The sequence below is a fragment of the Streptomyces sp. NBC_01003 genome, from assembly GCF_045162695.1.
GTDB lineage: Bacteria > Actinomycetota > Actinomycetes > Streptomycetales > Streptomycetaceae > Streptomyces.
In genome coordinates this window covers 5,860,192-5,880,994 of sequence record NZ_CP108707.1, presented here as the reverse complement: position 1 = coordinate 5,880,994, position 20,803 = coordinate 5,860,192, and the positions used below count along the sequence as shown (strand labels likewise).

Genomic DNA, 20,803 nt, shown 5'->3' with positions numbered 1-20,803 from the left:
AACGAGTGAAACTCTAGCATCCCGATCCGGGTGCTCGGAAATCCGGTCCTGGCTGGTCAGCCAGGGTGGTTCCGAACGGGTCTCACTCGTTGGCCGCGCGGGGGCGGCCGCCGTCGTCGTACTGGTCGAAGAGCGGGGTACGGCCGCGCTCGCGCGACCGGCGCGCGGAGGCGGCCCGGCGGGCGTCACAGCGCTCGTCCCCCGTCTCGTCCGCGCCGTCGCAGTCCCCGGACGCCGCTGCCGGCTCCTCGCCGGTGCGCCCGTCCGGCTCCTGCTGCGCCGCACCCGCCGTGCTGGAGCGGGCCGAGCTCCACGCGTCGGGGGCGCCGAGGTCGACGCTGCCCGTGGCGCGCGGGGCGACCGGGGCGGTCACATACGTCGGCAGGGGCACCGGGACCGGATCCCAGCTGTCGCCGTGGCCGGGGCCGCGCTGGCGCTCGCGCTGCTGGTCGACCCACTCGGCGTGGTCGGTCTGCTCGACGAGCGCGCGCCGGTCGGCCGCGAGCGCCTCAAGACCGGGGTCGGTCGCCACCTCTGGCGCAGGCCCCTCTTCGGCCTCCTCCGCGGCGGCCCGGCCCGCGGCGGGCTGCCGCCTGCGGGGCTGCCGCTCGCGCAGCCGCTGCGCCGCGACCTCGGCCTGGCGCCGGTCCATCGTGTACGCGAAGCGACGCCGCTCCTGGGCCCGCAGATAGAAGATGTACGAGCTGAGCAGCACGGCGGGCACGGCGGGCGCCCACAGGAACGCGAGCCCGCCGACGGCGGCGACGACCGCGCCGGCCGTGAAGGCGAGGAAGAGCATGACGGTCGTACGGCGCCTGCGTGCGAGCACCTTGGAGCGGCGGGCACGGGCGGCGGCGTCGGCCGAGGCGGCCTGCCGCTCGGACGCGGAGCGCTCGGACTGCGGACGGTCGGACGGCTGGCGGTCCGACGGCTGGCGGTCGGGGCCGCGTCCGGTTGCCGACCTGCCGTTCGTGTGCGGGTCGCCGGCGGGCCGGTCACGGTTCGGCCGGTCGTGCGTCGGCTCACCGTGGGCGGTCCGGGCGGAGACCCGGCGGTCGGGGGTCTGCCGGGCGGGCGAGGTCCTGGGCTGGGGCCGGGGCTCGGGGCGGGGTTCGGATCCGGGGTGCCGCTCGTGGCGGGCCTCCCGGTTCTCGCTCCTGCGCTCGCCGCGGACCGGAGGCGCGGCGAAGGCCCGGACGTCCACCGAGTCGGTGGCCGCGTCCGGGACGGACGGGTCGCTGCGCTGCTCCTCCCCTTCGGGCGAGCGCGCCTGCAGGTCCTTGGCGTATCGGCGCTCCATGCCCGCCCGTCCGGACAGCAGCCGGATGGCGGTGCTGAAGCGTTCCGTCGGACGGGCCTCGTTCAGCTCGTCCTGCCTACGGAGCCACATCGGCACCAAGTAGGCGGCCCAGGCCCCGACGATGACTGCGTAGATGAGGCCGCTGCTGCTCACGCCTCACACGGTAGAGGGGTTTGCGTGAGGCCATCCGCCAATTGCGCCGGTGTGTCGCACGATCTGGCTGATATTTCGAACTTTTTTTCCGACTGAGGCATCAACGCGCCGCCCGTCGAGCGAATTTAATGCCTGCGCCGGACGATCTCCGATCAATTTCGAACACTTATTTTATTTTGGCGAAGTGCCCGGCCGCTCCGCGGTGCTCGGACCACCCGGACCAGCGGCGTTGCCGCCACGCTTGTGACGCCAGCGGCTCAGGAGGCCTTCTGGGACCTCCTCAGCGGTGAGCGCGAAGACGAGATGGTCGCGCCAGCCGCCGTCGATGTGGAGATAGCGGGGCCGCAGCCCTTCCTCGCGGAATCCGAGTTTTTCGACGACCCTGCGGCTCGGCCCGTTCTCCGGGCGAATACAGACCTCGATGCGGTGCAGGCCCACGGTGCGGAAGCAGTGGTCGACCGCGAGCGCCACCGCAGTCGGCATCACTCCGCGCCCGGCCACCGACTCGTCGACCCAGTAGCCGACATGGCCGGAGCACATCGAGCCCCAGGTGATCCCGGCCACCGTCAACTGCCCGACCAGGCGCCCCTGGTACTCGATGACGAAGGGCAGCATGCGCCCCGCGCTCGCCTCGGCGCGCAGATGGCGGACCATCTGACGGTACGTCGGACGGTGGGCGATGGGGCCGCTGGGCGTGGGCGGCGGGATGGTCGCTTCCCAGGGGCGCAGCCAGTCGCGGTTGCGGCGGTTGACCTCGCGCCAGGCCCGCTGGTCGCGCAGCTTTATCGGGCGCAGGCAGACGTCACCGTCCGTCAGCTCGACCGGCCAGGATGGGGTGTTCAGCTCGCACCCCCGTCGGGTCTGGGGTGGTCGCCGCCGCGCAGCTGGTCGACGGCGTGGGTCAGCAGGGGACCCAGTACGGCGAGGCCGTCCTTGACGCCGCCGGCCGACCCGGGCAGGTTCACGATCAGCGTGCGTCCCGCGACGCCGGCGAGGCCTCGGGAGAGCGCGGCCGTGGGCACCTTCTCCCGTCCGAACGCGCGAATGGCCTCGGGGATGCCCGGCACCTCGTGGTCGAGCACGCTGCGGGTGGCCTCGGGGGTCCGGTCGGTGGGCGAGATGCCGGTGCCGCCGGTGGTGAGGATGACGTCGTACCCGGCGTCGACGCCGGCCCGCAGCGCCTCGGCCACCGGGTCCCCGTCGGGCACGACCTGCGGCCCGTCGACCTGGAAGCCCAGGGCTTCGAGGCCCTTCGCGATCCGCGGGCCGCCGGTGTCGGCATAGACCCCGGCGGCGGCGCGGTTGGAGGCGGTGACGACGAGAGCGCGGTAGGGGCTCATTCCCCGGCCTCCGGACGGGTCCAGTGGCCCGACTTGCCGCCCGTCTTCTCCTCGACGCGTACGTCCGTGATGACGGCGCCCTTGTCGACGGCCTTCACCATGTCGATCACCGTGAGCGCGGCCACCGAGACGGCCGTCAGGGCCTCCATCTCGACGCCCGTGCGGTCCGTGGTCTTCACCGTGGCGAGAATCTCGACCGCGTCGTCGGCGACGGACAGGTCCAGTTTCACCCCGGACACCGACAGCGGGTGGCAGAGCGGGATGAGGTCCGGGGTGCGCTTGGCACCCATGATCCCGGCGATGCGCGCCGTGGCGAGGGCGTCGCCCTTGGGCACTCCCTCGCCACGCAGCAGCTCCACCACACGGGGCGATACGAGGACGCGGCCGCTGGCACGGGCGGTGCGCGCGGTCACGTCCTTGGCGGACACGTCGACCATGCGGGCCGCGCCCGCCTCGTCGATGTGCGTCAGTCGGTCCTGCGAACTGCTCATGGTGCTCTGGCGCTCCCGGTCCGTGGGCCGCGGTGCGGCGCGCGGCCTGCTGTGCGCGACACGGTATCGCGCGGACGGCGCGCTCAGCCGAGGAGGACCACGTCCACTTCCGCACCGGGCTCGGCCGACGTGGTCTTCTCGGGCAGGACGATCAGCGCGTCCGCGTGGGCGAGCGCCGCGACGAGGTGGGATCCGGTGCCCCCCACAGGGGTGACGGTCCCGGCCTCGGCGTCGTACGTCCCGCGCAGGAACTGGCGTCGTCCGGCGGGCGAGCTGAGGGCCTTGGCCGACTTCAGGACCGCGCGGGCCGACGGTCGGTGGACATCGGCGGCGGGCAGGCCCATGAGGGTGCGCACCGCGGGGCGTACGAACAGCTCGAAGGAGACGTACGAGGAGACGGGGTTGCCCGGCAGGGCGAGGAGCGGGGTGTGCTCGGGGCCGATGGTGCCGAAGCCCTGGGGCTTGCCCGGCTGCATGGCGAGCTTGCGGAACTCGACGCCGCTGCCGGCGCCGATGCCGGTCTCGTCCTCGGAGTCGCCGACGGAGGTCAGCGCCTCCTTCACGACGTCGTACGCGCCGACACTGACGCCGCCCGTGGTGACGATGAGGTCGGCGCGGATCAGCTGGTCCTCGATGGTGGAGCGCAGTGTCTCCGCGTCGTCGGCGACCGCGCCGACGCGGTAGGAGATCGCTCCGGCGTCGCGGGCGGCGGCGGTGAGGGCGAAGCTGTTGGAGTCGTAGATCTGGCCCTCGGCCAACTCCTCGCCCGGCTGGATCAGTTCGCTGCCGGTGGACATGACGACCACGCGCGGGCGCGGGCGCACTCGTACGGTGCCGCGGCCGATCGCGGCGAGGAGGGCGATCTGGGGCGGGCCGAGGACGGTGCCGGCCTCCAGGGCGCGGTCGCCCACCTTCACGTCGCTGCCCTTGGCGCGCACGTGCGCGCGTGCCTCGGCGGGGCGGTGCACGCGGACCTCGCCGGAGGCACCCTCGGGGGCGGCGCTGTGGGCGCGCATCCCGGAGACCGGGCCCTCGCCCAGGCCGCCGTCGGTCCACTCGACGGGGACGACGGCCTCGGCTCCGGGCGGGAGCGGGGCGCCGGTCATGATGCGGGCGGCCTGGCCGGGCCCCACGTGGAGCAGCCCGGCCCGGCCCGCGGCGACGTCCCCCACGACCGTGAGCACCGCGGGGAAGTCCTCGCTCGCGCCCGCCACGTCGGCGGCCCTGACCGCGTACCCGTCCATCGAGCTGTTGTCGAAGGGGGGCAGCGAGACGGGCACCGAGATGTCCTCGACGAGGACACAGCCCTGTGCGTCGAGGAGCTGGAGCTCGATGGGCTCCAGCGGGCGGACCGTGGCGAGGATGTCCTCCAGGTGCTCCGCCACCGACCAGACGTGCTCCTGACCGGTGACGTGCGTGGTCGTGCTGCTCAAGGTGCTACATCTCCTCGGTGACGTAACTGCGAAGCCAGGTCCGGAACTCCGGGCCCAGGTCCTCACGTTCGCACGCGAGTCTGACAATGGCACGCAGATAGTCGCCGCGGTCCCCGGTGTCATACCGGCGGCCCTTGAAGACGACGCCGTGGACGGGGCCGCCGGCCTTCTCGTCGTCGGCGAGCTGCTGGAGGGCGTCGGTGAGCTGGATCTCGCCGCCGCGGCCCGGCTCGGTCCGGCGGAGTATGTCGAAGATCGCGGGGTCGAGGACGTAGCGGCCGATGATCGCGTAGTTCGACGGGGCGTCCGCCGGGTCGGGCTTCTCGACCAGGCCGGTGATCTTGACGACGTCGCCGTCCTCGGTCGCCTCGACGGCGGCGCAGCCGTAGAGGTGGATCTGCGAGGGCTCGACCTCCATGAGCGCGATGACGCTGCCGCCGCGCTGCTCCTGGACCTCGACCATGCGGGCGAGCAGGGGGTCGCGCGGGTCGATCAGGTCGTCGCCGAGGAGGACCGCGAAGGGCTCCTGGCCGACGTGCGGGGCCGCGCACAGGACGGCGTGGCCGAGGCCCTTGGGGTCGCCCTGGCGGACGTAGTGCATGGTCGCGAGGTCGCTGGACTCCTGGACCTTGGCGAGGCGGCCGGCGTCGCCCTTCTTCTGGAGAGCCGACTCGAGCTCGTAATTGCGGTCGAAATGGTCCTCCAGGGGCCGCTTGTTGCGGCCTGTGATCATCAGTACGTCGTCGAGACCGGCAGCCGCGGCCTCCTCGACGACGTACTGGATCGCCGGCTTGTCGACGACCGGCAGCATCTCCTTGGGCGTTGCCTTGGTGGCCGGCAGGAACCGGGTGCCGAGGCCCGCGGCGGGGATGACAGCCTTGCTGATCCTGGGGTGCGACTCAGTCATGCGGTGAACCATATCCGTAGCGTCTGGGCGGAAGATTGGCTTCCAGTTAACTTGGTGCCTATATGAGGGGTTTGTGAGCTGGCTATGTGTTTGTCAAAGGCTGACAAGAACGCGTTGCGGGCAGAACTCCTCCAGGTGAGATCCGGGTTGCCCGCCGATGACGTCGAGACGGCGGCCGGGGCGCTCGCCCTTCGGGCCCTTGAACTTCCGGAGCTGGCCGGGGCACGGACCGTCGCGGCGTACGTCTCCGTAGGCCGTGAACCGGGCACCCGCGCACTGCTCGACGCGCTCCACGCGCGCGGGGTGCGCGTCCTGCTTCCCGTACTCCTCGACGACAACGACCTCGACTGGGGCGCCTACGACGGACAGGGGTCCCTGGCGCGCGTGCAACATGCGGGAAAGATGGCCCTGTTGGAGCCCTCCGGGGAGCCGCTCGGCACGGAGGCCGTCGTGGAGGCCGACGCGGTGCTGCTGCCGGGCCTCGCCGTCGACGGGCGCGGCATGCGGCTCGGCCGCGGCGGCGGCTCGTACGACCGGGTCCTCGCGCGGCTCGGGCGCGCGGACGCGGATCCGGCGCTCGTGGTGCTCCTGTACGACGGTGAGGTCGTCGAGCGCGTCCCCGAGGAGCCGCACGACCGTCCCGTGCACGCCGTGGTGACGCCTTCGGGAGTGCGCCGCTTCCGGTGAGGGGCTCGCTGAGCGGCCTGGCGAGCGGCTTGCCCTCAGGAACGAGCGGCCTGCCCTCAGGAACGTGAAAGGGCCCTCCACGCGTGCGTGGAGGGCCCTTTCAGAAGGTGTCGCCCGTCGTCAGGGCCGCAACACCAGGGTGTCCTTCGTGTTCTTGCCGACCGCCTTCTCCGAAGAGACCCACGGGACGAGTTCGCCCTTGGACCACTTCTCCGTCTGGTCGGTGTAGTGCGCGCTGAACGCGTGCCCCGAGGCGCCGGTGAGGTTGATCCACTTGGACTTGTCGAGGTCAGCGAGGTTGACCACCATGCGCATCGACGGGACCCAGATGACGCCGTAGCCGCCGGCCGCGTTCCAGCCGGTCGCGTCCACGGCCGCCTCGCCGCCGCCGAGCTTCCACGGGCCGCGGTTGAGCACGTACTGGAGCCAGCCGGGCCCGTCCGTGCCGAGGGTCTGGTTCTTCAGGCTCAGCTGGTGCAGCCGGCCCCAGCTCCAGGTGTCGACGTCCTTGCCGAGCTTGGCCGTGACGTCCCAGCGCGCGTCCTCCATGGCCCGCGCGAACAGCTGGTCACGGGTCTTGGTCTCGGCGTCGGTGCGGGTGGCCGGGGCCTTCCACCAGTCGTTGTTCTCGTCGTTGATGATCTTGCGGACGACCTCGAACCAGCGGTCGCCGCCGTCCGGCTGCGCCGAGTCCGCGTCGCGCTCGCCGCACTCGCGCACCCGCCGGTCCTCGTCCGCCGGGCCGGTGTCACCGGCAGGCTCCACGCTCAGGCACTGGCCCTCGACCCGCAGCTCCTTGGGGAGCTTGTTGCCGAAGGACAGCTTGAGGATGTTGCGCCAGACCGAGTTGAAGTACGCGGCCGCCGCCGAGTCCGGGTTCTGGGTGTAGTCCCAGTTCTCCAGGAGCTTCTGCGCCTCGCGGACGTACTTGTCCGAGACGTCGATCTTGAGCAGCTTGGGCACGAGCAGCTTGGCGATCTCACTGCTGTTGTCCATCTGCATGGTGCGCATGTCGTCGGTGGAGATCTTGCCGCCGCCGGCGATCTTCGACTCGATCAGATCGGTGATGCGCTGGCTGCGCGTGCCGTAGCCCCAGTCGGAGGTGAGGTGGTACGGGTACTTGTCCTTGTCGATGACGGCCTGGTTGGCGGTCACGATGTAGCCGCGCTTGGGGTTGTACTCGTACGGCAGCGCGGACTGCGGGATGTAGCTCTTCCAGCGGTACTCGGCGTCCCAGCCGGGCGCGGGCAGCGAACCGTCGCCCTTGCCCCGGACCGGGATCTTGCCGGGTGCCTGGTAGCCGATGTTGCCCTTGGTGTCGGCGTAGATCAGGTTCTGCGAGGGCACCTCGAAGTCGGCGGCGGCCTTGCGGAACTGGGTCCAGCCCTTCGCCTTGTTCAGCTCGAAGACGGCGTCCATGGACTTGCCGGGGGTCAGCGCGGTCCAGCGCAGCGAGACCCCGTAGCCGTCACCCCGGTCGGGGGCAGCGGCGTCGACCTTCGCCTTCTTGCCGACCTTGACCAGCTCGTCGTCCCGGTCCGAGATCAGCGGACCGTTGTTGGTCTCGCGGACGGTGATGGTCTTGTCGTCGCCGCCGGCGACCTTGATGGTCTCCTTGCGGGTCTCGAAGGGCACCGTCTTGCCGTCGTACTGGTACCCGCCGCCGCTGTTGAGCTTCTCCAGGTACAGGTCCGTGACGTCGGCGCCCAGGTTCGTCATGCCCCAGGAGATGTCCTGGTTGTGGCCGATTATCACGCCGGGCATCCCGGAGAACGTGTAGCCCGTGACGTCGTACTGGCACGAGGCCGACAGGCTCCGGCAGTGCAGGCCCATCTGGTACCAGACCGACGGGAGCTGCGGCGACAGGTGCGGGTCGTTGGCGAGCAGCGGTTTCCCGGTGATCGTGTGCGCTCCGGAGACCACCCACGAGTTGGAGCCGATGCCGTTGCCGTTCGGGCCGACGGCCGCGGGGACCTGGTCCAGGGCGTCGGAGAGCCCGGTCAGCTGGCTCTGGAGGCCGTCGGGAGCCTCGGTGTTGCCCGCGAGACCGGTGCCGGTGGCGCCTTGCGTGCCGGTGCCGGTGCCGGTTCCGGTGCCTGTGGAGGTACCCGTTCCGGTGCCTGTTCCCGTGCCGGTTTGATTTCCGGACCCGCCGGAGCCCTCCCCGTAGGAGCCGGTCGCGCTGTCGTAGGAGCCGGACTGGACGATGGCCTTGTTCCGGTCGTACGGGTAGTCCGGGTACAGGTCCGCGATCTGCTGCGGGCCGAGGCGGCTCGTCATCAGGGAGCGGTCGATCTCTTCCTGCATGTTGCCGCGCAGGTCCCACGCCATCGCCTTGAGCCAGGCCACGGAGTCGGCCGGCGTCCACTTCTGGGGCGCATAGTCGTTGGTGAACCCGAGCGCCGCGTACTCGACGGAGATGTCCCCGCCGTCCTTGCCGGCGAGGTAGGCGTTGACTCCCTTGGCGTACGCCTGGAGGTACTTCTTCGTCTCGGGCGAGAGCTTGGAGTCGTACTCCTTCTGCGCCACCCGGTGCCAGCCGAGCGTCCGCAGGAACTCATCGGTCTTGACCTGGCTCTTGCCGAACATCTCGGAGAGCCGGCCGGAGGTCATATGGCGGCGGACGTCCATCTCCCAGAAGCGGTCCTGTGCCTGCACATAGCCCTGGGCCATGAAAAGGTCCTCGTCGGACGAGGCATAGACCTGAGGGATCCCGTAGGAGTCCCGCTTGACGTCCACGGGACCGGAGAGCCCGTCGAGCTTGATCGAGCCCTTTGTCTGCGGGAAGGAGTCACGCACGGTACTGATACTCCAGTACGTGCCGTAACCGATGCCCGCGACAATGGCCAGGACCAGCACGATCACGATCAGTCGGGCTCTGCGCCCCTTCTTCTTCTTGCCGGACGAATGGCCGGAAGAGGCGTTGGTGTTCGAGGGCATCGCTGTCCTTGCTGTCCTTCGCGAGCGGCAGAGCGGGCTGCAGGCGGGCTGTGGGGTCACGGAGCGCTGGAGCAACCATAGGCGCAGGGCACGGCGGCCTCGGACGCGGTGTCAAGAACCCGGGGCCCCAACCCGCCCGAGGTCACCCTGGAGGGCGTCAAGAAAGCGTTAACGGTTAGGTAAGGTAACGAAGTACCTGGTCGTTCCGCAGCGTCCCGTACATCCGTACGGGCCATCCCGTACGACCTTCGGAGGAAGGAAACAGCCCCTGACTGTCCACCACCTCAACCAGCTCCTGCTCGTCTGTTCGCTGGTCCTGCTGATCGCCGTCGCAGCCGTGCGCATCTCCTCGCGCAGCGGTCTGCCGAGCCTGCTCCTCTACCTCGGCATCGGGGTGGCGATGGGTCAGGACGGCGTCGGCAACGTGTCGTTCAGCAACGCCGAACTGACGCAGGTCATCGGCTACGCGGCCCTCGTCGTGATCCTGGCCGAGGGCGGCCTCGGCACGAAGTGGAAAGAGATCGAACCGGCGCTGCCGGCCGCCGTCATGCTGTCGCTGGTCGGCGTCGCCGTCAGCGTGGGTGTGACGGCCGCCGGGGCGCACTACGTCGTGGGCCTGGAGTGGCGGCATGCGCTCATCATCGGCGCGGTGGTGTCCTCGACGGACGCCGCGGCCGTCTTCTCCGTGCTGCGCAAGGTGCCGCTGCCGTCCCGCGTGACAGGCGTCCTCGAGGCCGAGTCCGGCTTCAACGACGCCCCTGTGGTGATTCTGGTGGTGGCCTTCTCCACGGCGGGATCCGTCGAGCACTGGTACGCCCTCATCGGCGAGATCGCCCTCGAACTCGCGATCGGCGCCGCGATCGGGATCGCGGTGGGCTGGCTCGGCTCCCTCGGCCTGCGGCACGTCGCGCTGCCCGCCTCCGGCCTCTACCCGATCGCCGTCATGGCCATCGCCGTCACCGCGTACGCCGCCGGAGCCATGGCCCACGGCAGCGGGTTCCTCGCCGTCTACCTCGCCTCGATGGTCCTCGGCAACGCGAAACTGCCGCACTGGCCCGCCACCCGCGGCTTCGCCGAAGGGCTCGGCTGGATCGCGCAGATCGGCATGTTCGTCCTGCTCGGCCTGCTCGTCACCCCGCACGACCTCGTGGACGACGCATGGCCCGCGATCCTCATCGGCCTCGTCCTGACGATGGTGGCGCGCCCCCTCAGTGTCGTCCTGAGCCTTCTGCCGTTCCGGATGCCCTGGCAGGAGAAGGCCCTCATGTCCTGGGCCGGACTGCGCGGCGCGGTGCCCATCATCCTGGCGACCATCCCGATGGTGAGCGGCGTCGAGGACAGCACCCGGATCTTCAACATCGTCTTCGTCCTCGTCGTCGTCTACACGCTCATCCAGGGACCGACGCTGCCCTGGCTCGCCCGGAAGCTGCGGCTGGGCAGCGACTCCGCTTCCGCCGCCGACCTCGGCATCGAATCGGCGCCTCTGGAGCGGCTGCGCGGACATCTGCTGTCCGTGTCGATCCCCAAGGAGTCCCGGATGCACGGCGTCGAGGTCAGCGAGCTGCGAATGCCCCCGGGCGCCGCCGTCACGCTCGTCGTGCGCGAGAAGCAGTCCTTCGTACCGCTGCCGACGACCGTCCTGCGGCACGGCGACGAACTGCTCGTGGTCGCGACGGACCAGGTACGGGACAAGGCCGAGGCCCGGCTGCGGGCCGTGGCACAGGGCGGCAAGCTGGCCGGATGGCTGGCGGGAAACGGCGGCCCGGCACGCGCACGGCGGGCGCAGTAGCGCCGTAGCGCGTACGCGGAGAGCAGGGGCGCCGGGGCTCAGGGAGGGAGCCGGCGGGTGGATGGCGGGTCGATGACCGGTGGATGAAGTTCCGCTACGCGGAAGAAAGCGGCCCGTCCGGCCGTTAGCATGGTCGGTACACACTTGAAGTTCCACCGACTCTGCCTGATGTAGAGCCGGCGCGACCGCAAAGCGGCCGCGGTTCCCTTGCATACCCTGCATGGCCCAGGCCCTCCTGGCGCGGACCCCGGTATCACTCGGTTCCCGGCGCATGAGGACGGCTCTCGGCGCACACCCCTACCGGGGCAGCGCTACCAGGCGGCAGAAAGGCAAGGGCCGTGCCAGAGAATTACACGGCCACGGTCACCGACAAGCGCCCCGGATACGGCCGACTGCTGCGCACCCGCGGCGCCTGGACGTTCCTGCTCCCCGGCTTCGCCGCCCGGCAGCCGTTCGCGATGCTCACCATCTCGACGGTCCTGCTCGTGCAGCACACCACCGGCTCGTACGGCACCGCCGGCGCCGTCTCCGCCACCACCGGCGTCTCCATGGCGCTGTTCGCCCCCTTCACGGGCAAGCTCGCCGACCGCTTCGGGCAGCGCGACGTCCTCGTGCCCGGCGTCCTGCTGCACACGGCGTCCGTGCTCCTGCTGACGGTGCTCGCGCTCACCGACGCCCCCCTGTGGGCCCTGTTCGTCGCGGCGGTCCCGACCGGCGCCTCCACCCCGCAGATCGGTCCCATGGTGCGGGCCCGCTGGGGCGTCAAGCTCCAGGGCTCGCCCCTCATGACCACGGCCGCCGCCTTCGAGTCGGTCACGGACGAGTTCACGTTCGTCCTCGGCCCGCTGTTCGCGACCGCCCTGTGTACCGGTGTGCACCCCGCCGCCGGTCTCGTCACCGAGGCGGCCCTGACGCTCGTGGGCGGCCTCCTGTTCGCCGCGCAGCGCGGCACGCAGCCCCAGCCCTCCCGCACCGCCGGCGAGATCCACGCACGCGTGGAGCACGTTTCCGCGCTGCGGATCCCTGGAGTACGCGTCCTGATCGTGGCGTTCCTCGGCATCGGCTCCGTCTTCGGCGGCATGCAGGTCGCCCTGGCCGCCTTCACCGAGTCGATCGGCGAGCCCGGCCTGAACGGTGTCCTCTACGGGACGTTCGCCGCGGGCAACATGCTCTCCGGCATCGTCTGCGGAGCCGTCGCCTGGAAGATCGCGCCGCAGCGCCGACTCCTGCTCGCCTACACCGCGCTCGCCGTGACCGCCTCCGGCCTCTGGGCCGCGCAGTCGGTGCTGCTGCTCGCCGGGATCGGCCTGCTGGTGGGCACGTGCATCGCCCCGGCCCTGATCACGGGCTACACGCTCGTCGAGAAGCTGGTCCCGCCGACCGCCCGCACCGAGGCCTTCACGTGGCTCACGGGCGCGGTTGCGCTCGGCCAGGCAGCGGCCGTCACGGTCGCCGGCCAGCTGGAGGACCGCCTCTGGGACGGCGCCGGATTCCTCGTCCCGATGGGCGGCACAGTGCTCGCCGTACTGCTCCTCGCGACCCTGCGGTCCCGCCTCGTCCCGCCGTCGACCGGCCGGACCGTGGCACGTGGTATCGGTCACCGAGTGCCCGTGTCAGTGGACTGATCTCGCGGAATACGTCACTATGGATTGTCGTTAGCACTCATCGAGTGAGAGTGCCAGGAGGAAGCAAGTGCCGACGTACCAGTACCAGTGCACCGAGTGTGGCGAGGGCCTCGAGGCGGTGCAGAAGTTCACCGATGACGCCCTGACCGTGTGCCCGAGCTGCGACGGACGCCTCAAGAAGGTGTTCTCGGCGGTCGGCATCGTCTTCAAGGGATCGGGCTTCTACCGCAACGACAGCCGCGGCTCCTCGTCGAGCAGTTCGCCGGCGTCGTCGTCCGCGAAGTCGACCACCTCGGACACGAAGTCTTCGTCCTCGGACTCCAAGTCGTCCTCCGCGTCGACGTCCTCGGCCTCCGCTTCGTCTTCTTCTTCGAGCTCGTCCTCGAGCTCTTCCGCCGCCTAAGGCCGCTCGGCCGCTTCGGCCAAGTTCTTACGGAACCCTGTCGTCCTGTGACGACAGGGTTTTCGGCGTTCCCGGGCGGATACTGTGCCGGACATGGCGAATACAGTTCCGGGCACGGCGAACAAGGCGAACACACAGGTCGCGGCCGAGATCGGAGTCATCGGCGGCTCCGGCTTCTACTCGTTCCTGGACGACGTGACCGAGGTCCAGGTCGACACCCCTTACGGAGCGCCGAGCGACTCGCTCTTCCTCGGCGAGATCGCGGGCCGGAAGGTCGCCTTTCTGCCCCGCCACGGCCGCGGCCACCATCTGCCGCCGCACCGCATCAACTACCGCGCCAACCTCTGGGCCCTGCGCTCCGTGGGCGTCCGGCAGGTTCTCGGCCCGTGCGCCGTGGGCGGACTCCGGCCCGAGCTCGGACCGGGGACGCTCCTGGTGCCCGACCAGTTCGTGGACAGGACGAAGGCCCGCGCGCAGACGTACTTCGACGGGGAGCCGCTGGCGGACGGGAGTGTGCCGAACGTCGTGCACGTGTCGCCCGCCGACCCGTACTGTCCGGCCGGGCGCCGGGTCGCCGTGAAGGCGGCGCGCGGACGCGACTGGGAGCCGGTGGACGGCGGGACGCTCGTCGTGGTCGAGGGGCCGCGGTTCTCGACCCGCGCCGAGTCCCGCTGGCACGCCTCCCAGGGCTGGTCGGTGGTCGGCATGACCGGCCACCCCGAGGCGATGCTCGCGCGTGAACTCGAGCTCTGCTACACGTCGTTGACCCTGGTCACCGACCTCGACGCGGGCGCCGGGTCGGGCGAGGGCGTCTCGCACGACGAGGTCCTCCAGGTCTTCGCCGCCAATGTGGACCGGCTGCGGGCGGTGCTCTTCGACGCGGTGGCGGAGCTGCCGGCGAAGGGCGAGCGGGACTGCCTGTGCATGAGGGCGCTCGGGGGGATGGATCCGGGGATCGTGCTGCCGTAACCAGCGGGGAGGGTGGCTGAACTTCGCCTTCAGGTGAGGGAGTTGTCCACAACCGGCGAGTAGTACACGGGGCTCAGCGGGAATCGACGCGGGCCTGGATCGTGGAGCGCGAGGCGAGCTTTCGAGCTTGCGTCGCGTTCCGAGACTTTCGATGCCTCTCGATCCAGGTGGTGGTCGCCCATGTCCCCGTTCAGCACTCCCCCGACGTGCGAGGTCCCGCATTTCGCGCCGTTGCGGGTGCGCGGTGGGCGGTGGCGGGCTCGCCGTGCGGGCCGGCACCGGCGGCGGGCGGTCGCCGCGGGGCTCGCCGTGACGGCGGCGGTGGTGGTGGCGGGGCCTTCAGGGGCTGGGTCATCTGGGGCGGGGTCGTCCGGCGCCGGGTCCGGCTCCGCAGAGTCCGCGTCCGGGCGGGAGCGGGTGCGGCGGTCGGTCGTGATGGTGTCCGCGCCGGTGCGGATCGCGGACGCGGCGGCGGTGCGGCTGCTGCGGCCGGGCGACCGGGTCGACGTCGTGGCGGCGGGCGCGGGAGCCGGCGTCGGCGCCGGTGATGGGCAGGGCTCCGGCGGCCAAGGGGGCAGGGTCGTGGCGGCGGGGGCGCGGGTCAGCTCCGTACCGGAGTCGCCCGAGTCGGCCGGCGATGCTGTCGCGGAGGGTGGTGCGCTGGTCGTGCTGTCCGTGCCTCGGGCGACGGCGGCGCGGATCGCCGGGGCCGGTGCCACCTCGCGGCTGGCGGTGACGCTGTGGTGATCATTTTCGGGCCCCCGGACGGGCCGGTCCGCACGGTTTCGAAGTCAAGTCCCTCGTTCGAGTTGGCGAATTGGACAGGCCCGCCAGGCGCTGTCGTAGGTTGCGGAACTGTTTGCTCCACGTCCTGCACAAGTGAAGAGAGGCCTTCTGGTGAGCGAGAAGAAGCCGAGCGTGTGGGAGGACTTCAAAGCCTTCTTGATGCGCGGGAATGTGATCGACCTTGCTGTCGCGGTGGTCATCGGAGCCGCGTTCACCAACATCGTGAACGCCGTCGTGAAGGGCGTCATCAACCCGCTGGTCGGCGCATTCGGCACGAAGGACCTGGACGGCTACAAGTCGTGCCTGAAGGGCACGTGCCCGGGCGACGACGGCATCGAGATCCTGTGGGGCACGGTGCTCAGCGCCACTCTCACGTTCCTGATCACGGCCGCGGTCGTGTACTTCCTGATGGTGCTGCCGATGGCCAAGTACCTGGCCAAGAAGGCGGCCCGGGATGCCGCGAAGGAAGGCGCCGCGGAGGTCGTCGAGCTGTCCGAGCTGGAGGTCCTGAAGGAGATCCGCGACGCCCTGGTGGCGCAGCGCGGCTCTGGGCACAGCGAGCAGTAGCCTCGGCTCAGAGGTGGTGGGGCGGCTTCTCGTCGAGGAAGCGTGCCAGGTCGGCGGCGCTGTCGCCGCCGGTGGTGGGCCGCTCGCCCCACCCTCGGTCCGTGTCGTCCGAGGACTGCGTGCTCAGCGGATCGTCGAAGACCAGCGCGTTCTTCGGATCGCGCGGTTCGGGGGCGGGGGCGGTGCTCATGCCTCCAGCGTACGTCCGTCGGGGGGCCGGCTGCCGAGGTGCGGGCCGTTCGGACCGTGGTGAGGCCGTGCTCCGTGAAGATGTTCCTGGCCGTGGCCAGCTGCTCGCGGGTGGGCGTCGGGGTGTCGTGCGGCGGGAAGGGCTTGCCGAGGCCCTGCCACTTGGGCTCACCCAGCCTGTGGGAGGGCAGGACGTCGACGCGGGAGACGCTGCGGAGGGAGCCCGCGAAGGCAGTGACGCCCTCGCTCCTCTCCGGTTCGTCGGTCAGGCCGGGCGCTGGGACGAAGCGCACCCAGACGTTCTTGCCGAGGTCGGCGAGGCGATACGCGAAGTCGAGGCTCGGGCGCAGGGGGCGTCCGGTGACCTTGCGGTAGGTCTCGGGGTCCCAGGACTTGATGTCGAGCAGGACGAGGTCGACGCCCCGCGGCAGCGCGTCGGTGGCGCGCACGCCGAGGAAGCCCGAGGTGCCGGTCGAGCAGGACGAGGTCGACACCCCGCGGCAGCGCGTCGGTGGCGCGCACGCCGAGGAAGCCCGAGGTGCCGGTCGAGCAGGACGAGGTCGACACCCCGCGGCAGCGCGTCGGTGGCGCGCACGCCGAGGAAGCCCGAGGTGCCGAGGGCGGTGTGCAGGCCGAGCTCGTGCTTTGCGCGAGCCGAGGCGGCGGGGATCACGCTGACGGCCGCGGGGATCACGGCCGCGCACGCGGCCCGGCGCCCGGCACTGGGGCCCGCGCGGAGGCGGCCCCGGGGCCCAACTCACGTGATACGCATGCCGTATGACGACGCCCACGCGCAATGCCCTGACCGATGTCGCCGGCCTGCGGGTCGGTCATGCCACCCGCACCGGCGAGGGCGGCTGGCTGACCGGGACGACGGTGGTGCTCGCGCCCGAGGGCGGGATGACCGCTGCCGTGGACGTGCGCGGTGGCGGCCCGGGCACGAAAGAGACGGACGCGCTCGACCCGCGCAACGTGGTCCGGCGCATCGACGCCGTGACCCTGACGGGCGGCAGTGCCTACGGCCTGGACGCCGCGTCGGGTGTCATGGCGTGGCTGGAGGAGCAGGGCCGGGGCGTACGGGTGGGGGCCGGGCCGCGCGAGGTGGTGCCGGTCGTCCCCGCCGCGTGCGTCTTCGACCTGAGGCGCGGCGGGGAGTTCGGGGCCAGGCCTGACGCGGCGACGGGCCGCGTAGCGGTGGAGGCGGCGGCCGCTTCCGCACCGGGCTCGCCCGTGGCGGAGGGTTCGGTGGGCGCGGGCACGGGCGCGGTGATCGGCGGGCTCAAGGGCGGCGTGGGCACGGCGAGCACGGTGCTCGACTCGGGCATCACGGTCGCGGCGCTGGTCGTGGCCAACGCGGTGGGCTCCGCGGTCGATCCGGCGACGGGCGCGCTCTACGGGCAGCTCTTCGACCCGGACTCCGCCTCCGCCTCTGCCTCCGCCTCTGCCTCCGCGCGGAACGGCGAACCGCACCCGCACCCGTACCCGCACCCCTCGCCCGAGGCGCACGCGGCGGCGCGGGAACGGATCGCACAGGCCAAGGAGGAGGCCGCCGGACAGGCGCCGCCGCCGATGAACACCACGCTCGCCGTCGTCGCCACGGACGCGGTGCTCACCCGTTCCGAGGCGCACAAGCTCGCGGGCACCTCTCACGACGGCATCGCGCGAGCCGTCCGTCCGGTGCATCTCCTCAACGACGGGGACACCGTCTTCGCCGTCGCGACCGGCGCCCGCCCGCTCGACGAGGCCAACCCCCTCGCGCTGAACGACATCCTCGCGGCGGGCGCGGACATGGTGACGCGGGCGATCGTGCGGGCGGTGCTCACGGCGGATTCGGTGCGGGGGCCGGGCGGGACGTTCCTCTCGTACCGGGATCTGTACGGGAGTTGAGGCACGGGGCGCGCCAAGACACCCAGGGCGCCCCATGACTTACGGAGCCCAGGCCTCACGTAGCGGGCGGCCCGCCCGGTTCCTGACGTGACCTGTGTCTCCGTTCACATCGCCCCGAAGGAACCTTTCCGGTCAGTTCTCCCTCTCTACCCACACTGGAGTAACTGACGAATCCTGGAGCATCTCGTGACAACCCCGGACACAGCCGCGCACCAGCAGCATCCCCGGCAGCCCGAGCGGGGCCGCAGGAACACCGCGCGGCGGGTCCTGGTGGCGACGGCCGCGCTCGCCGTCGGCGCGCTCGCCCTCACCGCCTGCGGCGGCAACGCCAGCGCGGAGAACGCAGACGGCAAGAACGGCGACAGCAAGGACAAGGGCTCGTCCGCCGCTCAGATCACGATCTCCGCCAAGGACGGTTCGACGGGCGCGTCCATCAACGCGACGGGCGTGAAGGTCAAGTCCGGCAAGCTCACCGACGTGACGATGACGGAGCCCGACAGCGGGAAGACCGTGCCCGGCTCGCTCACCGCCAACGGCTCGGCGTGGAAGCCCAAGGAACAGCTGGAGCGAGGGACGAAGTACCGCATCTCGGCCACCGCGAAGGACTCCGAGGGCCGCCCCGCCGCCGCCAACTCGATCTTCACGACGGTCACCACGTCGGGCAGCTTCATCGGCACGTACACGCCGGACGGCGGCACCACGGTCGGCGTCGGCATGCCGGTCTCATTCACGTTCGACAAGGCGATCACGAACAAGAAGGCCGTGCAGTCGCACATCACGGTCTCCTCCAGCAGCGGCCAGCAGATCGTGGGCCACTGGTTCGGCGCGCAGCGGCTCGACTTCCGCCCGGAGGAGTACTGGAAGGCCGGCTCCAAGGTCACGATGAAGATCGACCTGGACGGCGTGGAGGGCGCGAACGGCGTGACGGGCGTCCAGAACAAGACGGTCAGCTTCACCGTGGGCCGTTCCCAGGTCTCCACAGTCGACGTGAACACCCAGACGATGACGGTCGTGCGGGACGGCAAGACCATCAAGTCGATCCCGATCTCGGCCGGCAGCGCCCAGCACACCACGTACAACGGGCAGATGGTGATCTCCGAGAAGTTCGTGCAGACCCGGATGAACGGCTCGACGGTCGGCTTCGGCGGCGAGTACGACATCCCCGACGTCCCGCACGCGATGCGCCTGTCCTCGTCCGGGACATTCATCCACGGCAACTACTGGTACCCGAAGGGCAATCCGCCCTTCGGCCGCTCCGGCACCAGCCATGGCTGCATCGGCCTCGCGGACGTCCAGGGCGCGGGCGGCGCGACGATCGCCAAGTGGTTCTACGACAACTCGCTCGTCGGTGACGTGGTGACCGTCGAACACTCCCCCGACACCACCATCGCGCCCGACAACGGCCTCAACGGCTGGAACATGTCGTGGAGCCAGTGGACGGCGGGCAGCGCGGCCTGAGCCCGCCCTGAGCCCCACGGGCGCCCGCCGAAAGGCAGGCACCCGAACAGCGGGCCGCCGAAAAAAGCAGGCACAAGAGCGGGCCGCGCGGGAACTTCCCCGCGCGGCCCGCTCGTTTCTGATTTCGAGGACATGATGTCCGACCTAGGGGCTACGGTATGCACCCACAAGGTGACATGTAGCAACGCCGGGAGATGCCTTGAGCGTTCCGTACGACACCGCAGCGTACGAGCCACCCGAGTCGCACGAGTCGCGTCAGCCGGACGGCACGCACCAGCCGGATGAGCACCTCGGACGCCTGCTGGGCCGGGCCCTGAACTCCTTCGAGCTGCCCGACGAGGCGCTCGCCCGCCTCGACTGCGCGCTCGCGTACGACAGTTCGCTGCACTCCGCGCACCACAGCGCGGGCCTGCACCGCGAGACGTACCGGCACACGTGGCTGCTCGCGGACGGCAGCGCGCTCACCCTGTGGGAGCTCGTCCACAACACGCTGCCCGGCCGGGGGACCCAGCACGAGGTGTACACCTCGGAGGACGACCTGCACCTGGCGACGGACCGCCTCCCGCTGCCCCGCGAGGCCGCCCCCGACTTCGAGCTGCCGCTCCCGCTCCAGCTCCCGTCGATCCCCGAGCCGCGCCGCAGTTACGCGGCCGACGACTCGGCGGACCACGCCCGCCGCCTGCTGCGCCGTGCGGAGAACGAGGACCGCCCGGGACCCGGCACGGCCGGGCTCCTGCACACCGCGTGCGCGCACCAGATCACGCAGGCGTTCGGCCGCCCGCGCCTCGGATTCACGCTGTACGAGCACGCGTTCCTGCTGCACGACGGCAGCGAGATCAGCCTCTGGGAGATCGAGCACACGGCGACGCCGGACGGCCGTCACATGTGCGAGGTGTATGCCACACAGGACGAGGCCCGCGCGGCGATGAAGCGCCGCGCCACCGACCGCTCCCGCCCCAGCTGCGGCTAGCCGCGTACAGCCCCCGGCCGGCAACTATCGGCGGCTGAACTGCCGTACCAGTCCCGCGAACGCGTCGCGCTCGTCCGGCGTCAGCGGCGCGGACTCCAGAGCGGGCGGCCCGCCCTGCCCCGGCAGCGAGGCGAGGGGCCGCTCGGCGCCCCAGCCCACATGGCGGACCAGCCGGACGAGACCGACCACCCACACCACGGTGGCGGCCGCGAGGAACGCCACGCCTATCTGCTGGAAGTACGACAGGTGCTCAGGCATGGGCCCAGTCAACACCACGGTCCGGGACTTTGATCCCGGACCGTGACGTATCTCGCATGAGTGGACAGTTCCGAACTGTCAGGCGGCTACCGGTATGTATCTTCGGCTCGTCTTCCTTCACCGCGGATGCGTCACCCGCCCCCCGCCCTCGGGGCCGGACTTCCGCATCCCCTTCAGGACCACGAAGATGCCGCCGTGCGGGGCGCGCAGGGTGCAGCCGAAGGCCATCGACAGGGCGCCGGTTACCGCGCCGGCCGCCATCGAGGCGGGGATGACGCGCAGCGGGTCCGCCGCGGCGAACGGGATCGCGCACCCTCCGTGATGAACGAGGCGCCGAGCACCCGGGCCGGCCGTTCTCGCGCTCGGTCCTGGTGAAGAGCCGGCCGCGCACGGATCGGGCCGCCCAGGTCGAAGCACATCATCCGGGTAACTCCAGCAAGAGCCTTTACGAGCTCTGAAGTTCCTGGGTCTCTACGACAGCGGTCATTCAATTAACGCTCCCGAAACGGTGTCGGCACAGCGTGTAAATGCGGGGTCACCATATAGGTCGCCTGTGTGCACTTCTATCCAGCGGCCATCCAGGCGTTTTGAGGCGCGCGTCCTTCGAAGTGGCACTTCGGAGTGGCACTTCGGAGTGGCACTTCGAACCGG

General features: G+C 70.9%; 19 protein-coding genes and 1 pseudogene. 10 read left to right on the top strand and 10 right to left on the bottom strand.

Translation table 11 applies throughout. The features are described from left to right. Positions 1–82: 82 nt before the first annotated feature. The 6 genes from glpR to galU form a co-directional block, all read right to left on the bottom strand. Complete coding sequence (glpR, locus tag OG698_RS26965; protein ID WP_406105969.1) at positions 83–1,453, bottom strand: gephyrin-like molybdotransferase receptor GlpR; 1,371 nt, start codon at positions 1,451–1,453, stop codon at positions 83–85. A gap of 171 nt (positions 1,454–1,624) precedes the next feature. After that, positions 1,625–2,296, bottom strand: a complete 672-nt coding sequence (locus OG698_RS26960) for a GNAT family N-acetyltransferase (RefSeq protein WP_406111302.1) — start codon at positions 2,294–2,296, stop codon at positions 1,625–1,627. Then, on the bottom strand, positions 2,293–2,793 hold the full coding sequence (locus OG698_RS26955; protein WP_406105967.1) for a molybdenum cofactor biosynthesis protein B: 501 nt from the start codon (positions 2,791–2,793) through the stop codon (positions 2,293–2,295). Before OG698_RS26955 ends, OG698_RS26960 begins: the two co-directional genes overlap by 4 nt. Continuing rightward, positions 2,790–3,284, bottom strand: a complete 495-nt coding sequence (gene moaC / locus OG698_RS26950) for a cyclic pyranopterin monophosphate synthase MoaC (RefSeq protein ID WP_116512507.1) — start codon at positions 3,282–3,284, stop codon at positions 2,790–2,792. The genes OG698_RS26955 and moaC overlap by 4 nt, the downstream gene beginning before the upstream one ends. Positions 3,285–3,367: 83 nt before the next feature. Beyond that, positions 3,368–4,717, bottom strand: a complete 1,350-nt coding sequence (gene glp / locus OG698_RS26945; protein WP_406105966.1) for a gephyrin-like molybdotransferase Glp — start codon at positions 4,715–4,717, stop codon at positions 3,368–3,370. A 4-nt stretch (positions 4,718–4,721) separates the two neighbouring features. Continuing rightward, positions 4,722–5,624, bottom strand: coding sequence for a UTP--glucose-1-phosphate uridylyltransferase GalU (galU, locus tag OG698_RS26940; RefSeq protein WP_399977545.1), 903 nt, complete (start codon positions 5,622–5,624; stop codon positions 4,722–4,724). Positions 5,625–5,708: 84 nt separating this feature from the next. Between galU and OG698_RS26935 the strand changes: the two genes are divergently transcribed. Continuing rightward, positions 5,709–6,311 carry a 5-formyltetrahydrofolate cyclo-ligase gene (locus tag OG698_RS26935; RefSeq protein WP_406105965.1) on the top strand — a complete coding sequence of 201 codons (603 nt, stop codon included), beginning with the start codon at positions 5,709–5,711 and terminating at the stop codon, positions 6,309–6,311. Positions 6,312–6,431: 120 nt separating this feature from the next. Here OG698_RS26935 and OG698_RS26930 read toward each other — a convergent pair whose 3' ends face one another. Next, positions 6,432–9,251 (bottom strand): penicillin acylase family protein, encoded by a 2,820-nt coding sequence (locus tag OG698_RS26930; RefSeq protein ID WP_406105963.1) that lies wholly within the window; start codon positions 9,249–9,251, stop codon positions 6,432–6,434. A 268-nt stretch (positions 9,252–9,519) separates the two neighbouring features. Between OG698_RS26930 and OG698_RS26925 the strand changes: the two genes are divergently transcribed. The 6 genes from OG698_RS26925 to mscL all read left to right on the top strand — a co-directional run bounded on the left by OG698_RS26925 (position 9,520) and on the right by mscL (position 15,390). Next, positions 9,520–11,040 (top strand): potassium/proton antiporter, encoded by a 1,521-nt coding sequence (locus OG698_RS26925; protein ID WP_406111300.1) that lies wholly within the window; start codon positions 9,520–9,522, stop codon positions 11,038–11,040. A gap of 338 nt (positions 11,041–11,378) precedes the next feature. Next, on the top strand, positions 11,379–12,665 hold the full coding sequence (locus tag OG698_RS26920) for an MFS transporter (RefSeq protein ID WP_406105962.1): 1,287 nt from the start codon (positions 11,379–11,381) through the stop codon (positions 12,663–12,665). Positions 12,666–12,732: 67 nt separating this feature from the next. After that, positions 12,733–13,068: an FmdB family zinc ribbon protein gene (locus tag OG698_RS26915; protein WP_406105960.1), complete on the top strand. Its 336-nt coding sequence runs from the start codon at positions 12,733–12,735 to the stop codon at positions 13,066–13,068. A 93-nt stretch (positions 13,069–13,161) separates the two neighbouring features. After that, complete coding sequence (locus OG698_RS26910) at positions 13,162–14,037, top strand: S-methyl-5'-thioadenosine phosphorylase (protein ID WP_406105958.1); 876 nt, start codon at positions 13,162–13,164, stop codon at positions 14,035–14,037. A 180-nt stretch (positions 14,038–14,217) separates the two neighbouring features. Beyond that, a complete protein-coding gene (locus OG698_RS26905; RefSeq protein ID WP_406105956.1) occupies positions 14,218–14,784 on the top strand; it encodes an RcpC/CpaB family pilus assembly protein in 567 nt (188 codons plus the stop codon). A 150-nt stretch (positions 14,785–14,934) separates the two neighbouring features. Further along, positions 14,935–15,390, top strand: coding sequence for a large conductance mechanosensitive channel protein MscL (gene mscL / locus OG698_RS26900; protein WP_406105955.1), 456 nt, complete (start codon positions 14,935–14,937; stop codon positions 15,388–15,390). A gap of 7 nt (positions 15,391–15,397) precedes the next feature. Here mscL and OG698_RS26895 read toward each other — a convergent pair whose 3' ends face one another. Next, positions 15,398–15,580 (bottom strand): hypothetical protein, encoded by a 183-nt coding sequence (locus OG698_RS26895; protein WP_100596104.1) that lies wholly within the window; start codon positions 15,578–15,580, stop codon positions 15,398–15,400. Between the two features lie 776 nt (positions 15,581–16,356). Here OG698_RS26895 and OG698_RS26890 point away from each other — a divergent pair. The 3 genes from OG698_RS26890 to OG698_RS26880 all read left to right on the top strand — a co-directional run bounded on the left by OG698_RS26890 (position 16,357) and on the right by OG698_RS26880 (position 19,894). Continuing rightward, a complete protein-coding gene (locus OG698_RS26890; protein ID WP_406105953.1) occupies positions 16,357–17,466 on the top strand; it encodes a P1 family peptidase in 1,110 nt (369 codons plus the stop codon). 186 nt (positions 17,467–17,652) lie between these two features. Then, positions 17,653–18,924, top strand: coding sequence for an Ig-like domain-containing protein (locus OG698_RS26885; RefSeq protein ID WP_406105951.1), 1,272 nt, complete (start codon positions 17,653–17,655; stop codon positions 18,922–18,924). Positions 18,925–19,123: 199 nt separating this feature from the next. After that, positions 19,124–19,894, top strand: coding sequence for a DUF6227 family protein (locus OG698_RS26880; RefSeq protein WP_406105949.1), 771 nt, complete (start codon positions 19,124–19,126; stop codon positions 19,892–19,894). Positions 19,895–19,918: 24 nt separating this feature from the next. Here OG698_RS26880 and OG698_RS26875 read toward each other — a convergent pair whose 3' ends face one another. Together OG698_RS26875 and OG698_RS26870 are read right to left on the bottom strand one after the other, a co-directional pair. Continuing rightward, positions 19,919–20,152 carry a hypothetical protein gene (locus OG698_RS26875; RefSeq protein WP_406105947.1) on the bottom strand — a complete coding sequence of 78 codons (234 nt, stop codon included), beginning with the start codon at positions 20,150–20,152 and terminating at the stop codon, positions 19,919–19,921. Positions 20,153–20,269: 117 nt separating this feature from the next. After that, a pseudogene (locus OG698_RS26870) lies at positions 20,270–20,552 on the bottom strand (PTS lactose transporter subunit IIC); the annotation flags it as partial. Positions 20,553–20,803 lie beyond the last annotated feature (251 nt).